Genomic DNA, 17,062 nt, shown 5'->3' on the forward strand with positions numbered 1-17,062 from the left:
AGCCTTTTTCCCTACTCTCTTTTTATATATCCAAGTTTTTCACGTAACGTGCATTCTGTTCAATAAATTCACGACGAGGTTCTACACGATCCCCCATCAACATTTCAAACACTTGATCGGCTTTAATCGCATCATCAATTGTGACACGCAACATCACGCGATTTTCAGGGTCCATCGTTGTTTCCCATAATTGATGATAGTCCATCTCTCCAAGACCTTTATAACGCTGAATACTTGGTTTTGGCGTTGCAGGTAAGCTTGCTAAAGTATCGGCCAAATCTTGTTCTGCATTTTTTCCTGGCTGAATATAATGCACTTTTTTCCCCTGTTTTACTTGATATAAAGGAGGCTGTGCAATATAAACATAACCTGCTTCAACAATTGGACGCATGTAACGATAAAACAGTGTTAAAAGCAATGTACGAATATGCGCACCGTCCACATCCGCATCCGTCATAATTACTAATTTATGATAACGTGCTTTAGCGACATCAAAATCATCACCAAAACCAGTCCCCATTGCAGTAAACAGTGATCGAATTTCTTGATTCCCTAAAATTCTATCCATTGACGCTTTTTCAACGTTCAAAATTTTACCTCGAATAGGTAAAATCGCTTGGAATTCACGATCTCGTCCTTGCTTAGCTGAACCTCCAGCAGAATCCCCCTCGACAATGTATAACTCGCATTTTTCTGGATCTCGACTAGAACAATCGGCCAATTTACCTGGCAAGCTACTAATTTCAAGTGCACCTTTTCGACGTGTCATCTCACGAGCACGTTTCGCTGCCATACGTGCTTTGGAAGCCAATACCCCTTTTTCTACGACTTGTTTAGCCGTTGTCGGATTTTCTAAAAGAAACTTAGATAGCGCTTCTGAAAATAATCGATCGGTAACCCCCCGTACTTCTGAGTTCCCTAATTTTGTTTTGGTTTGCCCTTCAAATTGAGGCTCAGGATGTTTAATTGAAATAACGGCTGTCATGCCTTCACGAACATCTTCCCCTGATAAATTATCATCATTTTCTTTCATAATATTTTGCTTGCGAGCATAGTCATTAATGACACGCGTTAAAGCGGATTTAAAGCCCACCTCATGCGTTCCACCTTCATAAGTATGAATATTATTCGCAAAGCTTAATAAGTTCGTATGGAAGCCATCTGTGTACTGAATAGCCACTTCCACCACGATATCATCTTGTTCCCCTTCAATGTAGATTGGCTCATTAAAAAGTGTTTCTTTACTATGATTTAAGTGTTCAACGTAACTCTTAATCCCACCTTCATAGTGATACTCTTTCTTTTGCTCTTTTCCTTCACGTAAGTCTTCAATTGTTAACATCAACCCACGATTTAAAAACGCCAACTCACGCATACGTGTGGCTAATTTATCAAATTCAAACTCGACAGTTTCTTTAAAAATCTCGGCATCAGGTATAAAGTGAACCGTTGTCCCATTGCGATCCGTTTCTCCAATGACTTCTAAATCCGTAGCCACCAAGCCCTTTTCGAAGACTTGATAATGTATTTTACCATCTTTGTAAACTTTAACATCTAAACGTTCAGATAAAGCATTTACTACAGATGAACCTACTCCATGAAGTCCACCAGATACTTTATAGCCACCTCCGCCAAACTTACCTCCGGCGTGAAGCACTGTAAAGACTGTTTCCACTGCTGGACGACCCGTTTTCGCTTGGATATCTACAGGAATCCCTCGTCCATTATCAATCACTGTAATACTGCCATCTTTTTCGATTAAAACATTAATCTCATCACAATAACCTGCCAATGCTTCATCAATCGAGTTATCGACAATTTCCCATACTAAATGGTGTAGACCTTGACTACTTGTTGTTCCAATATACATTCCCGGTCGTTTCCGAACCGCTTCCAACCCTTCCAAAACCTGAATCTGACTCGCATCATACTCATGTTCTGAAGGAAGATTCACCTCATGATGTTCTTTTTCTGTCATGCGTTTTCACTTTTCCTTTCCACCTGTCCATCTTTTACTAAATAAATCTCTGGATGTGAGAGCAACTTATTGGTTAAATGATTCAAGGTAGTCGTCGTCACAAATGTTTGAACTTTTCCCTCGATTGCTGCCAACAAATGAACTTGTCGCTCATCATCTAACTCACTCATCACATCATCTAAAAGTAAGATGGGATACTCCCCTATCTGTTCATGAATAAGCTCCACTTCAGCTAATTTGACACTCAAAGCCGTTGTTCGTTGTTGACCTTGAGAGCCATATGTCTGAACATTTTGTCCGTCTATAAAAAAAATAACATCATCGCGATGTGGTCCTAACGACGTTGTTTGAAGCATTAATTCACGCGACCGTTGGTGTGATAATGCCTCTAAAAACAGGGCCTCTATCTCAGCTACTGTCTGTGCCTCCTCTAAAACAAAAGAAGGCTGATACTGCATCGTTAACTTCTCGCGATGATTCGTAATTTCACCATGAATTTCTTGCGCCCACTGCTCTAACTTTTGAATAAACATCAACCGTTCATGTATCACATGAGCCCCAGCTGCTGCTAACTGCTCTGTTAAGACTTCTAGATAGGTTTCGTCTAGTTTTTTCTGTTGACGTCCATTTTCTTTTAAATAGCGATTTCGCTGCTTTAATACATTTTGATAAACACTTAAATGATATAAATAACTAGGATTTACTTGCCCTAATTCCATATCAATAAATTTTCGTCTATTTTGTGGAGAACCTTTTATTAAATAAAGGTCTTCCGGTGCAAATAGCACGACATTTAGCTCTCCAATATAGTCACTTAACTTAGCTTGTTCGATATGATTGCGCTTCGTGCGACGTCCTTTATTAGAAATAACTATTTCGAGCTCTGTCGTATAGTTTTTTTTAGCTAAAATCCCTCGTATTCTAGCAAATGGTTGCTCCCACCGAATAAGTTCTTTTTCATGCTGACTGCGATGACTACGCGTCATAGCAAGGACATACAGACTTTCTAAAACATTTGTTTTTCCTTGGGCATTTTCACCTAGAAAAACAATCAAATCTTTATTAAAAGAGAGAGAAGCTGCCGCATAGTTGCGATAGTCCAACAACTCTAATTGTGTTATTCTCATTCTTCTGAAGCCTCTTCAGCTGTTTCAGAAGGTTTTTTTTCCATAAAAAAAGTACCTACTTCAGGTAACTCCACCATTGATCCTGCGTATAATTTTCGACCACGTCGATTTTCTAACTCACCATCAACAAACACGACATGTTCTTGCAAGTACCATTTTGCCATTCCACCACTAGAAATTTCATTAATTTCTTTTAAAAATTGTCCCAAGGTGATATACGGCGTTTCCAACATAAACTGTGTTTTCAATTTCTCACCTTCTTTTTTTCTTCCTTACTATTATAGCCTTTTTTAAGCAAAAAAACAAATAAACCCTAATCATTTCCCTTTTAAGAGATTTAATCATTTAGATATCTTTTTACCTTAAATGATTAAAAACGCCTAAAAACGAAAAATTAGGGCAAATAATAAAAAACTGCTGATTTAACAGCAGTTTTTTTCTAACTTGTTCGTACTGGTGTAATCAGTTGCACAAATGAAATATCACTATCTTTAGGTTCTAACGTAAACGGACGAAGAGGAGAGATAAACTTAATGGTAATAGCTGTATCTCCAAACGCTTTGAGCGCTGCTTTCATATAGTCTGGATTAAAGGAAATTTCTAAAGGATCTCCAGACACTTCTTGAAAGACTAATTGCTCTTGAACATTTCCGACTTCTGGTGAGTTACCATACAATGTCACATCATCGGCATTAATGACTAATTTGACAATATTATTACGTCCTTCATGAGAGAAAAGAGACGCACGTTCAATCGCAGCTAATAACGCCGGCACATCAAAACTAATCTCTGTATTAAATTCATTAGGAATGAGACGATCTGTGTCTGGATATTTACCTTCTAACAAGCGAGAGTAAAAGTGCATGCTATCTGTTTTAAATAAAACTTGATTTTCCATGACACTGACTTCGACTTCTTCCTCTTCATCTGTAAATGAGCGAGATAATTCAATCAAACTTTTACCAGGAATAACCATATCTAGCTCTTTCGCCATACCCCCTAGTGGTATCTTTCTTTGAGCAAGTCGATGACTATCTGTTGCGACAGCTTTTAATTCTTCTGGATGAATAGTTAAGTGAACACCTGTTAAAATTGGACGACTTTCATGAGCGGAAACAGCAAAAACTGTTTCATTAATCAGTTTATTTAACACTCTTACAGGTAATTTTAACTGTTCTGCCTCATCAATCGCAGGTAAGTGTGGATATTGATCAGCATCTAAGCCGTTTATCATAAAATCAGCTGCGCCAGATGTTAAATGAATCTGATTGTTTTCTTGTAAATCAAAAGAGAAGCGCGTATCAGGTAGTTTTCGGATAATTTCACCTAAAAAACGTGCTTGTAAAACAATAGCTCCTGTTTGTTCAATGACCATTTCAGCTTTTTCATCTTCATGAGATAAAAATGTTTCGATTGAGATATCGCCATTACTACCAGTTAGAGATAAACCTTCTTCTGATAGAACAATTTTGACACCCGTTAAAATAGGAATAGTTGTTTTAGAACTAATTGCTCGTTGAATAATTGATAATTCGTTCATAAAAGCATTGCGATTTATTGAGAATTTCATCATAGTTGAAAATCCTTTCTTTTATTCTTTATATATTAATAAATAATAGTAGTAGTAGGCACTGTTGATAGTGTGGATATGTGGATTCAGCAAATGGTATTAAAGGGTTTTCCACTTGTGGATAACCTGTGGAAAACTAAAGTTGTTTTTTGTTCTTTTCCACAATTACTGTGTTAGCTGATTTTTGATATCATTTATTTCTTTTTGAACGGTCGTATCATGTTCTAATAATTGCTGGATTTTTTCGTGAGAGTGAATAACGGTAGTGTGGTCTTTCCCACCAAACTCCGCTCCGATTTTTGGCAAAGAATTATCCGTCATCTCGCGTGAGAGATACATGGCGATTTGACGTGGCAAAACAATTTTTTTAACGCGTCGTTTTCCTTTTAAATCTTTCAAATCAATATGATAGTAAGCACAGACTGCTTCTTGAATCGCTAAAATAGAGAGTTGTTGATGTGGTGCTAATGGTCGTAGTGTTTTTAATGAATCGGCTGCTAAACTTGTTGTAATATCAGCACCATTCATAGTAGCGTATGCTTGCACACGTACCAATGCTCCTTCTAACTCTCTAATATTAGAATCAATTTGTCCTGCTATGTAACTTAATGTATCATCTGGTATTTCTAAACGTTCAGCGTCTGCTTTTTTCCTTAAAATAGCAATACGTGTTTCTAAATCGGGTGGGGTAATATCGACTGAAAGTCCCCAAGCAAAGCGTGAAACGAGACGTTCTTGTAATTTTGGAATTTCATTTGGTAAACGATCACTTGTTAAAACAATTTGACGTCCATCATTATAAAGTGAGTTAAAGGTATGGAAAAACTCTTCTTGCGTTCCTTCTTTATCTGCGAAAAATTGAATGTCGTCAACTAGCAGCAAGTCAACATTGCGGTATTCTTGACGAAATTCTTCTGACGTTCGATTTTGTATCGAGTTAATAAAATCATTGGCGAACGTTTCGCTACTCACATATTTTACTTTCGCGTTCGGTTGATTTAATAACATTTGATGCCCAATCGCATGCATTAAGTGTGTTTTACCTAATCCCACACCACCATAGAAAAAGAGCGGATTATAGGTAGAACCCGGATCTTCTGCTACGACCAACGCAGCCGCATGTGCCATTTGATTTCCTTTTCCGATAACAAAAGTATCAAATGTATATTTAGGATTCAGTAACGCTTTTTTACTATTTTCTTGCGCTTGTTGGTCATTAATTGTATGGCTATCAATCAGAGGTTCCTCTGGTTGAGGTTGTTCGTTTTCAATAATAAAGACTGGAGTAATTTCTTCACCAGTAAGTTTAAAGCCAGTTTCCACAATTTTTGTTGAGAGATTTTTTTCCCAATAATCTTTGTGAAGGGTTGAAGGTACTTTAATCGTTAAAATACCATTTTCTAAGCTAATCGGTGTCGCTTGTTCAATCCAGGCATTAAAACTAGGGGTGGTTAAGATTTTCCGATAAGTATCTTCTAGTTCTTTCCAAATATATTCAATATTTGGCATATTTGCGTCCCTCCTTACAATCATCATCTTTTTCATTTTAGCATTAAAAATAAAAGTTTTCCACTGTTGATAAAAATTTGTGGAAAAGAAATTCACAAGAAAATCAAAACTTATCCACAAGAAGATTTATCGCTGTGAATAAGTTTACGGTAAAATATATATTGTGAAAATGTTGTGGATAACTATAAGTTGTTATATCAAGGGTTTTGAGAGTTAATCCACACGTTATTGCAAGAATGTGGATAAGTTTATATACAGTGTTTAACTTGTGTATAACCTAAAACTAACTTCTGATTAACTTCTCATAATCAAAATCTTTTCCGCATGGAAGTCACAAAGTAAATAGCAGATTGTGGAAAACTTTTTGCATAAAATATTAACAAAAAACACAGAAGTTAATTTTCGGGAATGATTTTTTGTAAAAAAAGAAGAGAGCAATGACCGAAAGTAAAAATAAAAACACGATGAAAAAATGATAGGATTGCAATAAAGAGTTGACAGGAGAGCTCTTTTTTCGTATACTGTTAAAGTCTATCTAACTAATAATAGAAATAGAGTGGATATATCTTAATTAGGAGGTGCCTCGAAATGAAAAGAACCTATCAACCAAGCAAACGTAAACATAAACGAGTTCATGGATTCCGTAAACGCATGAGTACTAAAAATGGCCGTAGAGTTTTAGCAAACAGACGCCGTAAAGGAAGAAAAGTATTATCTTCATAAGCCGCTGAACCTATTCAGTGGTTTTTTTTTATTTTTAAATGACAAGTTTCTTTTAATCGCGTGATGTATTTTTTTAAAATTATGCTATTATTGATGAGAGAGTCTATCGTGATAAAGACTGAGAGGATGTGAGTGACGGATGAAGAAAAAATTTCGAATTAAGCAGGAAAAAGAGTTTCGAGAGATTATGCAGTTAAAAAACTCTTTTGCCAATCGACATTTGATTATTTATATCCGGCATCATAATCAATATCATCATCCGCGAGTCGGATTATCCGTGGGGAAAAAACTAGGCAATGCTGTCAAACGTAACCAAGTAAAACGCTACTTAAGACAAGCTATGCAAGGGGTATTTGCTGAGTTACCTCCGGATATCGATATTATTTTGATTGCACGTCCTCAAGCTGCCAATCTTTCTTATTATGAGATGGAAAAAAATCTTCATCATGTTTTAAGACTTGCTGATATATGGAAAGACAAGCAATAAAATAAGAGGAGTCAAGAAATGAAGAATAAGAAAAAGCTTTTATTATTTTTAGGGCTAACGAGTTTAGTCGTGATTTTGACAGCGTGTGGTACGACAGATGTTTCGGTAAATAGTACAGGAATTTGGGAGCGTTATATCGTTTATAACTTTGCCCGTGTCATTCAGTTCTTATCTTTTGGAAATCCCGGTGTTGGTATTATCCTATTTACTTTGTTAGTTCGAATCATTCTTTTCCCATTGATGAACTATCAAAATAAGAGTATGAAGAAGACACAAGAGCTACAACCGAAGATTAAAGAATTGCAAGAGCAGTATTCATCTAAAGATCCTGATACCGTTCGTAAGTTGCAAGAAGAGCAACAACGTTTATATGATGAGCATGGCGTCAATCCTTTTGCAGGGTGCTTACCATTATTAGTCCAAATGCCTATTTTAATGGCCGTTTGGCAAGCAATCTCTCGGGTTCCAGCCTTAACAGAAGGTCAGTTTTTATGGTTGGAGTTAGGGAAGATTGACCCGACGTACATTTTACCAGTCTTGGCAGCTATTCTAACGTTTATCAGTACGAAATTAGCGAGTATGAATCAATTAGAAGCTAATCCATCGATGAAAGTGATGAACTACATGATGCCCGCGATGATTTTATTAATGGGAGTTCGCTTAGCAAGTGGTTTATCTCTTTACTGGGTTATTTCAAATGCGTTCCAAGTGGTTCAAACGTTAATCATTAATAATCCTTTCCAAGCACGACGTGAACGTGAAGAAGAGGAAAGAAAACAAAAAGAATTAGAACGTGCTTTAAGACGTGCTCAAAGTCCGAAGAAAAAACGTAATAAACGTTAATCAATCAAGCTCAACAGGAGGTTATCTTATGTCAAAGTATGAAGGTATATCTGTCGAAGAAGCTATTGCCAAAGGATTAAAAGAACAAGGTTTAACTAAAGAAACAGCGTCGATTCGTATTGTTCAAGAAGCAAAGAAAGGTTTTCTTGGTTTTGGTAAACAAGCCGCTATTGTGGAAGTAACACCGCACGAGCAAAAGGTAGAGTCGCAAGTCGAAACAGCACCGGCTGTTGAGGTAGAGAAAGTCGAAAGACCAACAACGACAGAACCGCAAGAAGTCAAAGACGCGCCAACTGAACGTTTATCAGAAGAAGAGACACTGAAAGCTTTGGCTGTTTATCTAACTGAAATTTCACAAGGGTTAGGCGCACCGGCCTTAGTAAAAATCGAGCGTCACTCTGACCATACTGTTTTACATCTCGAATCTAAACAAGCTGGTCGTTTAATCGGCAAACATGGTCGGGTACTCAACGCTATTCAGTATTTAGCGCAAGTCTTTATCCATCGCACGGCTGATCAACGCATGTCGGTTGTGGTCAATGTAGGCGATTATCGTGAACGTCGTGAAGCCACACTAGGACGTATGGCTAAGCAAGCAGCACGCAAAGCATTGGATACGCAACAACCCGTCTTTTTAGAGCCAATGCCAGCGTTTGAGCGTAAAATGATCCATGGTATCTTATCTGCTAATAAACGCATTGAAACTCATTCAGAAGGGGAAGAACCACATCGTTATCTCGTCGTGTCACCCCGTCGATCATAAGATGTTTAACCAGTCGAGCAGCTTTATGCCGACTGGTTTTTTACTTGCAAAAAAAGAGAGATTACGGTATGATTTAAAGCAATTGAAGTAGCAGTCAAAGTGCTAATTCACCTTATTTAAAGGGGTGAAGTGGGCACTTTTTTTGTGCCTAAAAAAGAAAGGACGAAAGTTAATGGCTAATATTATAGAATTTGATACGATTGCTGCCATTTCAACTCCACCAGGAGAAGGCGCAATTAGTATCGTTCGTTTAAGTGGAGAAGAAGCATTCAGTATTGCTAATCGTGTATTTCAGTCAAATGTTGATTTAGCGAGCGTTACTTCGCATACGATTCATTACGGACATATTAAGGACGTACGTCGTGATACCGTCTTGGATGAAGTCATGGTGACCGTTATGCGTGCTCCTCGTACGTTTACGCGTGAAGATGTTATTGAAATCAACTGTCACGGTGGGATGGTAGTCACGAATCAAATTTTACAACTGTTATTGCGAGAAGGTGCTCGTTTAGCAGAACCGGGTGAGTTTACCAAGCGTGCGTTCTTAAATGGACGGATAGATTTGTCACAAGCTGAAGCTGTTATGGATTTGATTCGAGCTAAAACAGATAAAGCCATGCATCTTGCAGTTGAACAGCTTGACGGTCAGTTGTCACATTTAATCCGCTTATTACGTCAAGAGATTTTACAAACGTTGGCTCAAGTTGAAGTTAATATAGATTACCCAGAGTACGATGATGTTGAAGAGATGACATCGCGCTTGTTAGTGGAGAAAGCAACAAGTGTACGTACGCAGATATTAGAACTCTTACGTACGGCTCAACAAGGGAAAATATTACGAGAAGGCCTAGCTACAGCGATTATCGGTCGACCGAATGTAGGGAAATCGAGTTTGTTAAACCATTTGATTAAAGAAGATAAAGCGATTGTGACGGATATTGCTGGTACGACACGAGATGTCATCGAAGAATATGTTAACGTTCGAGGAGTTCCTTTAAAATTAATCGACACGGCAGGTATTCGTGAAACAGACGATGTCGTAGAACGTATTGGGGTCGAGCGCAGTCGTCAAGCATTGGCAGAAGCCGATTTAATTTTACTACTCTTAAATAGTAGCGAAGAGTTAACTAAAGAAGACAAGCAATTACTAGAAGCTACACAGGGAATGAAACGTCTTATTCTTTTAAATAAAACAGATTTACCAACACATTTATCGGATGAAGAACTTGCCGCTTATCTCAACGAAGAAGAAGTTTTACCGATTTCTGTTATGACCAGTCAAGGAATTGATGTGTTAGAAGAACAAATCGCTGCCCTTTTCTTTGATGAAGGTGTGAGTGAGAAAGATGCGACGTATGTATCGAACAACCGTCATATAGGCTTGTTAGAGGAAGCCGAACAGGCGTTAGATGAAGTGATTCAAGGGATAGAGATGGGGATGCCTGTGGACCTCGTTCAAATAGATATGACGCGCGCATGGGACTTATTAGGAGAAGTCGTCGGTGATAGCGTACAAGATGAACTGATTACCCAGCTCTTTAGTCAATTTTGCTTAGGAAAATAAAGGAGGTTAAACAATGACCGTAGGATACGAAGAAAATTATGATGTGATTGTCGTCGGAGCGGGTCATGCGGGCTCAGAAGCGGCTTTAGCGAGTGCACGTATGGGTCTTTCGACCTTGTTATTGACGATAAATTTAGATATGGTCGCTTTCATGCCGTGTAATCCGTCACTAGGAGGTCCGGCAAAAGGTGTGGTCGTACGTGAAATAGACGCGCTAGGAGGCGAAATGGGGCGTAATATCGATAAGACCTATATTCAGATGAGAATGTTGAATACTGGGAAAGGACCGGCTGTAAGAGCCTTAAGAGCGCAAGCAGATAAGAATGACTATGCCGAAGCGATGAAACACACGATTGAACGCCAAGAAAACCTAATCTTGCGTCAAGGAATGGTGGATGAATTAATCGTGGAAGAAGGTGTCTGTCGTGGCGTGGTTACTTCAACAGGCACACGTTATCATAGTCAAGCGGTTATCATTACAGCAGGAACAGCGCTTAAAGGGGAAATTATTATTGGAGAGTTAAAATACTCTTCAGGTCCTAATAATTCTCAGCCGTCGCTAAAACTATCAGACAACCTGAAAGAGCTAGGATTTGAAATCGATCGATTCAAAACAGGCACACCACCGCGTGTTCGTTCAGGCTCGATAGATTACAGTGTTACGGAAGAACAACCGGGTGATGAAACGCCAAACCACTTTAGTTTTGAAACAAAAGATGAAGACTATAAGACTGAACAATGGTCGTGTTGGCTGACTTATACCAATGAACAGACGCATGAGATTATTCAAAATAATCTGCATCGCGCCCCAATGTTTACCGGAATTGTTGAAGGCGTTGGAGCGAGATACTGTCCATCAATTGAAGATAAAATTGTCCGCTTTAATGACAAGCCACGTCATCAAGTCTTTCTAGAACCAGAAGGAAAAGATACGGAAGAAGTATACGTACAAGGACTGTCTACCTCTCTCCCTGAAGACGTGCAACACGCTATGTTACGCACTGTCCCAGGCTTAGAAAAAGTGGAAATGATGCGTAGCGGCTATGCGATAGAGTATGATGTGGTCGTACCGCATCAATTACGTCCGACTTTAGAAACGAAAAAAATAGAAAATCTTTATACAGCTGGTCAGACAAATGGAACAAGTGGGTATGAAGAAGCAGCTGGACAAGGTTTATTAGCCGGTATTAATGCAGCGTTAAAAATTAAGGGAGAAGAACCGCTTGTTTTAAAACGCAGCGATGGCTATATTGGCGTCATGATTGATGATCTTGTGACTAAAGGGACTTTAGAACCTTATCGTTTATTAACGTCACGGGCTGAATATCGCTTAATTTTACGTCACGATAATGCCGATTTACGTTTAAGCGAAATTGGTCATCGCGTGGGTCTGTTATCAGACGAACGCTATGAACGTTACTTAGCAAAAAAAGCAAAAGTAGAACAAGAGTTAAAACGATTGAAAAAAATTCGTTTAAAACCAACCCCTGAATTACAAGCTTTTCTAGCTGAAAAACACTCTGCAGCGTTAAAAGATGGTATCTTAGTAGCGGACTTACTGAAACGTCCTGAGATGCATTATGAAGAGCTGATGCCCTTTTTTGAAGCACCAGAAGAACCGTTAGACCGTCGAGAAATAGAACAAATCGAAATTCAAATCAAGTACGAAGGATATATCAAAAAAGCATTAGACAAAGTGGATAAATTAAAACGTCTTGAAGCGAAACGTATCCCGTCATATATTGACTATGATGCGATTGATAGTCTAGCAACGGAAGCACGTCAAAAACTAAAACAAATTCGCCCAGAAACGATAGCGCAAGCAAGCCGAATAAGTGGTGTGAACCCTGCAGATATCAGTATTTTAATGGTCTATATCGAACAAGGGAAAATAGCGAAGATAGAGGAAGAGAAGGCTTAGAGATAAGCCTTTTTTCTTATGTTTAATATATAATTGATATATTTTGACATAAGATAACTAGGTAGTTGAAAAACCAAAAAAAATTAGTTAAAGTAATATTATAAAAAATAATTAAAGTAGTATCAAAAAAATTATAATATATGGAGAAGATTTATGGCTAGAGGTAAAAGCACAAATGGTTTAATGAAACATATTAGAGATAATCATAATGTTAGCATTAGTGGTAGCAAAGAAAAAAAAGAGTTATTACAAATGGGTTATTATCATGGATACAAAGCTTATAGGTACTATAAAAGAAGTAGTAATCCATTTAGTATTTCAGATTTTAAAGAAATCAAAGCAATTTATGACTTTGATATGAATGTAAAATCATTACTGTATTCTTATATTATGAATATAGAAACAGCAATTAAGAATTATTCAATAGACACACTGGTAATATTGGGAGACTGTTCGTTTGATAAAGTATATGAACAACAATTGCTTTATTATAAAACTCAACGGGTAGGAACAGATAAATACAAGAAAGAAATTAATAGAAGGTTGAATTTAAGAAAAAAAATTCATTCAACTATCTCGTATGAATATAGTAATAACAATCCAGTTATACAGCATTTTTCTCATATAGGCAAACCTATTCCGCTTTGGGCTATTTTTGAGGCAATTTCTTTTGGTACGCTAGGATATTTTATACAATGTTTATCTATTGATAATAGAATAAAAATATCAGAAAATATTGGAGTTCATCCTGTTGAAGATAGATATGGAGTTACATTGTTTAAACATATTTATATATTAAAGGAGCTTAGAAATGCTATTGCACATAATAGTATTGTGTTTGATTGTAGGTTTAAAAACACAAATATTTCTAATCAAATAGTTGGTTACCTATCTAATGAAATAGGGTATCCAAATTTTGATTTCGAAACAATTACTGATTATATGGCTTTAGTTTTATTCTATTTAAAAAAAATTGGTTTCTCGAAAACAGAGTTACGTTCTGTTTTAAGAAGATATAGTAAATACATAAACAACTTGAAATCGGAAGTACCACAAAGTGTAAGTGATAGGATTTTAGGAACTAATGTAAATTCAAAAATATTAGCAATTAACAATTTTATTTAATTAAATTTCTTTACAATAATGTCGTCAAGTGATAATATATATTTACAAATAGCGGTATAGATAGACTATACTTAAGGGCGCATGATTAATTTCGTGCGCTCTTTTAATTTAAATAAGTCTGCGAGATACATAGCTTAAGAAAATTGATATTTTTATAGACAGTAGCGGTATACCACTTCTGTTTGCACCTTAAAGAGCTGGATGCGTCCCGCTCTTTTTTATTATTTTCCTTTTATTATGTCTAATAATAAAAGGAAAATTGTATATAATGGTTTATTTTGTGTGGTTTTTCTGCTACATTTAAGCTAATCCTTTGGCTGGGTTGCTTTAAAGGAGAAGTTCTTTAAACCAATGAAAGCGAGTGATTTTATGAAAAAAACAAATTTCTTTGTGGTTTTTTGGTTGTTGCTATCGCTAATATCATTTGTCGTGTTTGTTATTAGTTTTAGTAGTTTTTGGAATGATATAGCTTATCTAGTTTTCCCTAGTAACGAGCAATATATGAACAAAATGGAAATAAAACGAGATTTGATTAAAGTGGTTCCGATGATTATTTTAGGAGCGAGTGTTTTTGTGGTAGGGATTAAACAAGGTTTGAAAACGTACCACGAATCATAAACTGACGAATAAAACAGCTAAAATGTTTCACGTGAAACATTTTAGCTGTTTTTTGCTTTGTTTTTAGGTAAAATTAGCGATAAATAATTGCACTTAAAGAGGGTTTAGGCTAAAGTATAAAAGGATGTCGTAGTTAAGCGACGAGAGGAAAGGATGACGTTCTTTGAAACCGGAACAATTTAGAGAGTTATTAGCGGAAAAAGGGGTAGTATTAACAGACCAACAAATGGCGCAATATCGTATATATTTTGATTATTTAGTGGAGTGGAATGCTAAGATTAATTTGACAGCTATTACAGATCAAGAAGGTGTTTATTTAAAGCATTTTTATGATTCATTAACGTTATCATTCATTCAAGAATTTGATAACGAAGTCTATCATCTATGTGACGTTGGGTCGGGAGCTGGTTTTCCAAGTATTCCATTAAAAATCGCTTTTCCGCATTTAAAGATCACGATTGTCGATTCTTTAAACAAGCGTATTAAGTTTCTATCTGAGTTAGTTGAAGCATTGGATTTATCTGATGTAACGCTATGTCACAGTCGAGCAGAAGATTTCGGTCAAAACAAGGCATATCGTGAACAATTTGACTTCGTGACCGCTCGAGCAGTGGCGCGTTTAAATGTGTTAAGTGAGCTTTGTTTACCGTTAGTGAAAAAAGATGGCTATTTCCTAGCAATGAAAGCGGCGAAAAGTGAAGAAGAATTATCAGAAGCGCAAAAGGCTATTGCCGTACTAGGTGGTAAGTTCATTCGTGAAACAACAACGACGCTTCCTAGTTCTGAAGAAGATAAGCGTTCGTTAATTGTCATACAGAAGAAAAAAGAAACACCGAAAAAATATCCAAGAAAAGCAGGAACACCGAATAAATCACCGCTAAAATAGTCGTAAACAGTTAAAGAAATCTACTAATAACTGTGATATAATAGGAATATTAATGATAAAATGAAACTGTAAGAAAGAAAGCGGAGGAAGAAATATGGCACGGATTATCTCAGTGGCAAACCAAAAAGGTGGCGTCGGCAAAACAACGACGACGGTTAACCTAGGGGCAAGTCTGGCTTATAATGGAAAAAAGGTACTCATCGTGGACATTGACGCCCAAGGAAACGCTACGAGTGGTATCGGTGTAAGAAAGTCAGATGTTGGCAAAGACGTTTATGACGTTTTAGTTAACGAAGAGCCGATGACCAATGTCATTCATGAAACGTCACGCGAAAACTTAGAAATAGTCCCCGCTACGATTCAATTAGCGGGAGCAGAAATAGAATTAACCCCGATGATGGCGAGAGAATCTCGTTTAAAATCAGCTTTAGATGAAGTTAAAGATCAATACGACTACGTTTTGATAGACTGTCCACCGTCGTTAGGTCATTTAACAATTAATGCCTTCACTGCAAGTGATTCAATTTTAATTCCTGTGCAGTGTGAATATTACGCGTTAGAAGGATTGAGTCAGTTACTAAATACTATACGCTTAGTTCAAAAGCACTTTAACCCAGAGTTACGTATTGAGGGAGTTTTGCTGACAATGTACGATGCGCGAACAAATTTAGGATCAGAAGTCGTCCAGGAAGTGCGTAAGTATTTTAGAGAACGAGTGTACGATACGATTATTCCACGCAATGTTCGATTGTCGGAAGCACCGAGCCATGGTTTGTCGATTATTGACTATGATCCACGTTCAAGAGGGGCCGAAGTTTACTTGTCATTAGCAAAGGAAGTGTTAGCGCATGAGTAAAAATAGCAAAGGACTAGGACGAGGCATTGACGCGTTATTCCAAGATTTTTCAAATTTAGAAGAGGTCGATGTAAAAAAGGAAGAAATTCGTGAGATTTCTCTAGAAGAGTTACGTCCTAACCCATATCAACCACGTAAAACGTTTGATGAAACGGCATTAAAAGAACTAGCACGTTCTATCGAACAATCAGGTGTTTTTCAGCCAATTATCGTCAGAAAGTCCGATGTAAAAGGCTATGAAATCATCGCTGGAGAACGTCGTTTCCGTGCGTCAAAATTGGCTAAAAAAGAAACAATACCAGCGATCGTCCGTGAATTTAACGAAGAAGAAATGATGCAAATCGCTGTATTGGAAAACTTGCAGCGTGAAGATTTGAGTCCGCTCGAAGAAGCAGAAGCCTATGAGATGTTGATGAAAAACTTGAAGTTAACGCAGGCGGAAGTGGCGGAAAAATTAGGGAAGAGTCGTCCTTATATTGCAAACTATTTGCGTCTATTAACATTACCGGCGTTGGTAAAGGATTTAGTCCAAGACGAGCAAATTACAATGGGGATTGCCCGTACATTGCTTGGCTTAAAAGATAAAGAACAAATCGTTCCTGTCGCAAAACGTGTTATTAAAGAAAACATGACGGTTCGTCAGCTCGAAGTACTCGTAAATGAGATGAACGAGGGAGCGTTAAAGAAAAAAGAAACAAAAAAAGTAGCACAGAAAAAACCGTATTATATTCGCGAAAGTGAAGAGCGCTTGATGGATAAGTTTGGCACGTCTGTACATATTCAAGAAAAGTCAGGCAAAGGGAAAATTGAAATCGAGTATCTGTCTCAAGAAGACTTGACGCGAATACTGGAAATCTTAGAAATAAAATTTGATTAAAAGAGAGGCGAAAACGCATGTATGAACTAGGAGACATTGTGGAGATGAAAAAGCCACACGCGTGTCAAACGAATAGCTGGGAAATCATTCGCATGGGCATGGACATCAAGATTCGATGTGAAAACTGTCGCCATATAGTAATGATGCCACGCCGTGATTTTGAAAAGAAATTAAAAAAAGTGATACGAAAAAAAGATGAGGCTGAAAAATAACTC

17 protein-coding genes are annotated in these 17,062 nt (G+C 37.3%); 12 read left to right on the plus strand and 5 right to left on the minus strand.

From position 1 onward, the window contains the following. Nucleotides 1–22 precede the first annotated feature (22 nt). The 5 genes from gyrB to dnaA all read right to left on the minus strand — a co-directional run bounded on the left by gyrB (nucleotide 23) and on the right by dnaA (nucleotide 6,184). A complete protein-coding gene (gene gyrB / locus CBF33_RS05110; protein ID WP_126762183.1) occupies nucleotides 23–1,978 on the minus strand; it encodes a DNA topoisomerase (ATP-hydrolyzing) subunit B in 1,956 nt (651 codons plus the stop codon). Next, entirely contained in the window at nucleotides 1,975–3,105 is a 1,131-nt protein-coding gene (gene recF / locus CBF33_RS05115) for a DNA replication/repair protein RecF (protein ID WP_126762185.1), read from the minus strand. The genes gyrB and recF overlap by 4 nt, the downstream gene beginning before the upstream one ends. Next, entirely contained in the window at nucleotides 3,102–3,353 is a 252-nt protein-coding gene (yaaA, locus tag CBF33_RS05120; protein ID WP_023606923.1) for a S4 domain-containing protein YaaA, read from the minus strand. The genes recF and yaaA overlap by 4 nt, the downstream gene beginning before the upstream one ends. Before the next feature lie 191 nt (nucleotides 3,354–3,544). Continuing rightward, nucleotides 3,545–4,675, minus strand: a complete 1,131-nt coding sequence (gene dnaN / locus CBF33_RS05125) for a DNA polymerase III subunit beta (protein WP_126762245.1) — start codon at nucleotides 4,673–4,675, stop codon at nucleotides 3,545–3,547. A gap of 165 nt (nucleotides 4,676–4,840) precedes the next feature. Beyond that, the gene (gene dnaA, locus CBF33_RS05130; protein WP_023606906.1) at nucleotides 4,841–6,184 is read right to left on the minus strand and encodes a chromosomal replication initiator protein DnaA; all 1,344 of its coding nucleotides are present in this window, start codon (nucleotides 6,182–6,184) and stop codon (nucleotides 4,841–4,843) included. Nucleotides 6,185–6,772: 588 nt separating this feature from the next. Between dnaA and rpmH the strand changes: the two genes are divergently transcribed. The 12 genes from rpmH (at nucleotide 6,773) to CBF33_RS05190 (ending at nucleotide 17,059) form a co-directional block, all read left to right on the plus strand. After that, nucleotides 6,773–6,907, plus strand: a complete 135-nt coding sequence (gene rpmH, locus CBF33_RS05135) for a 50S ribosomal protein L34 (RefSeq protein ID WP_023606905.1) — start codon at nucleotides 6,773–6,775, stop codon at nucleotides 6,905–6,907. Between the two features lie 139 nt (nucleotides 6,908–7,046). Then, nucleotides 7,047–7,394, plus strand: a complete 348-nt coding sequence (gene rnpA / locus CBF33_RS05140; RefSeq protein ID WP_023606904.1) for a ribonuclease P protein component — start codon at nucleotides 7,047–7,049, stop codon at nucleotides 7,392–7,394. An 18-nt stretch (nucleotides 7,395–7,412) separates the two neighbouring features. Continuing rightward, entirely contained in the window at nucleotides 7,413–8,237 is an 825-nt protein-coding gene (locus tag CBF33_RS05145; RefSeq protein ID WP_023606903.1) for a YidC/Oxa1 family membrane protein insertase, read from the plus strand. A 28-nt stretch (nucleotides 8,238–8,265) separates the two neighbouring features. After that, the gene (jag, locus tag CBF33_RS05150) at nucleotides 8,266–9,000 is read left to right on the plus strand and encodes an RNA-binding cell elongation regulator Jag/EloR (protein ID WP_126762187.1); all 735 of its coding nucleotides are present in this window, start codon (nucleotides 8,266–8,268) and stop codon (nucleotides 8,998–9,000) included. 172 nt (nucleotides 9,001–9,172) lie between these two features. After that, nucleotides 9,173–10,564 carry a tRNA uridine-5-carboxymethylaminomethyl(34) synthesis GTPase MnmE gene (mnmE, locus tag CBF33_RS05155; protein ID WP_126762189.1) on the plus strand — a complete coding sequence of 464 codons (1,392 nt, stop codon included), beginning with the start codon at nucleotides 9,173–9,175 and terminating at the stop codon, nucleotides 10,562–10,564. A gap of 13 nt (nucleotides 10,565–10,577) precedes the next feature. Beyond that, a complete protein-coding gene (mnmG, locus tag CBF33_RS05160; RefSeq protein WP_126762191.1) occupies nucleotides 10,578–12,485 on the plus strand; it encodes a tRNA uridine-5-carboxymethylaminomethyl(34) synthesis enzyme MnmG in 1,908 nt (635 codons plus the stop codon). A 153-nt stretch (nucleotides 12,486–12,638) separates the two neighbouring features. After that, nucleotides 12,639–13,610, plus strand: coding sequence for an Abi family protein (locus CBF33_RS05165; RefSeq protein ID WP_126762193.1), 972 nt, complete (start codon nucleotides 12,639–12,641; stop codon nucleotides 13,608–13,610). Between the two features lie 369 nt (nucleotides 13,611–13,979). Further along, complete coding sequence (locus tag CBF33_RS05170; RefSeq protein ID WP_126762195.1) at nucleotides 13,980–14,228, plus strand: hypothetical protein; 249 nt, start codon at nucleotides 13,980–13,982, stop codon at nucleotides 14,226–14,228. Between the two features lie 163 nt (nucleotides 14,229–14,391). After that, complete coding sequence (gene rsmG, locus CBF33_RS05175) at nucleotides 14,392–15,114, plus strand: 16S rRNA (guanine(527)-N(7))-methyltransferase RsmG (RefSeq protein WP_126762197.1); 723 nt, start codon at nucleotides 14,392–14,394, stop codon at nucleotides 15,112–15,114. A 94-nt stretch (nucleotides 15,115–15,208) separates the two neighbouring features. Further along, nucleotides 15,209–15,970, plus strand: coding sequence for a ParA family protein (locus CBF33_RS05180; protein ID WP_023606897.1), 762 nt, complete (start codon nucleotides 15,209–15,211; stop codon nucleotides 15,968–15,970). Further along, nucleotides 15,963–16,847: a ParB/RepB/Spo0J family partition protein gene (locus tag CBF33_RS05185; RefSeq protein ID WP_023606896.1), complete on the plus strand. Its 885-nt coding sequence runs from the start codon at nucleotides 15,963–15,965 to the stop codon at nucleotides 16,845–16,847. The genes CBF33_RS05180 and CBF33_RS05185 overlap by 8 nt, the downstream gene beginning before the upstream one ends. 17 nt (nucleotides 16,848–16,864) lie before the next feature. Next, nucleotides 16,865–17,059 carry a DUF951 domain-containing protein gene (locus CBF33_RS05190; protein WP_023606895.1) on the plus strand — a complete coding sequence of 65 codons (195 nt, stop codon included), beginning with the start codon at nucleotides 16,865–16,867 and terminating at the stop codon, nucleotides 17,057–17,059. Nucleotides 17,060–17,062: the final 3 nt, after the last annotated feature.

The organism is Vagococcus lutrae, from assembly GCF_003987555.1.
In the GTDB taxonomy this organism is placed as follows: domain Bacteria; phylum Bacillota; class Bacilli; order Lactobacillales; family Vagococcaceae; genus Vagococcus_A; species Vagococcus_A lutrae.

Bases quoted from the DNA above. Each gene is read 5' to 3' on its own strand.
- CBF33_RS05170 (WP_126762195.1), top strand. From the start codon at position 13,980: ATGAAAAAAACAAATTTCTTTGTGGTTTTTTGGTTGTTGCTATCGCTA.
- dnaN (WP_126762245.1), bottom strand. From the start codon at position 4,675: ATGAAATTCTCAATAAATCGCAATGCTTTTATGAACGAATTATCAATT.
- CBF33_RS05180 (WP_023606897.1), top strand. From the start codon at position 15,209: ATGGCACGGATTATCTCAGTGGCAAACCAAAAAGGTGGCGTCGGCAAA.
- mnmG (WP_126762191.1), top strand. From the start codon at position 10,578: ATGACCGTAGGATACGAAGAAAATTATGATGTGATTGTCGTCGGAGCG.
- rnpA (WP_023606904.1), top strand. From the start codon at position 7,047: ATGAAGAAAAAATTTCGAATTAAGCAGGAAAAAGAGTTTCGAGAGATT.
- CBF33_RS05185 (WP_023606896.1), top strand. From the start codon at position 15,963: ATGAGTAAAAATAGCAAAGGACTAGGACGAGGCATTGACGCGTTATTC.
- recF (WP_126762185.1), bottom strand. From the start codon at position 3,105: ATGAGAATAACACAATTAGAGTTGTTGGACTATCGCAACTATGCGGCA.
- jag (WP_126762187.1), top strand. From the start codon at position 8,266: ATGTCAAAGTATGAAGGTATATCTGTCGAAGAAGCTATTGCCAAAGGA.
- mnmE (WP_126762189.1), top strand. From the start codon at position 9,173: ATGGCTAATATTATAGAATTTGATACGATTGCTGCCATTTCAACTCCA.
- gyrB (WP_126762183.1), bottom strand. From the start codon at position 1,978: ATGACAGAAAAAGAACATCATGAGGTGAATCTTCCTTCAGAACATGAG.
- dnaA (WP_023606906.1), bottom strand. From the start codon at position 6,184: ATGCCAAATATTGAATATATTTGGAAAGAACTAGAAGATACTTATCGG.
- CBF33_RS05165 (WP_126762193.1), top strand. From the start codon at position 12,639: ATGGCTAGAGGTAAAAGCACAAATGGTTTAATGAAACATATTAGAGAT.
- CBF33_RS05145 (WP_023606903.1), top strand. From the start codon at position 7,413: ATGAAGAATAAGAAAAAGCTTTTATTATTTTTAGGGCTAACGAGTTTA.
- CBF33_RS05190 (WP_023606895.1), top strand. From the start codon at position 16,865: ATGTATGAACTAGGAGACATTGTGGAGATGAAAAAGCCACACGCGTGT.
- rpmH (WP_023606905.1), top strand. From the start codon at position 6,773: ATGAAAAGAACCTATCAACCAAGCAAACGTAAACATAAACGAGTTCAT.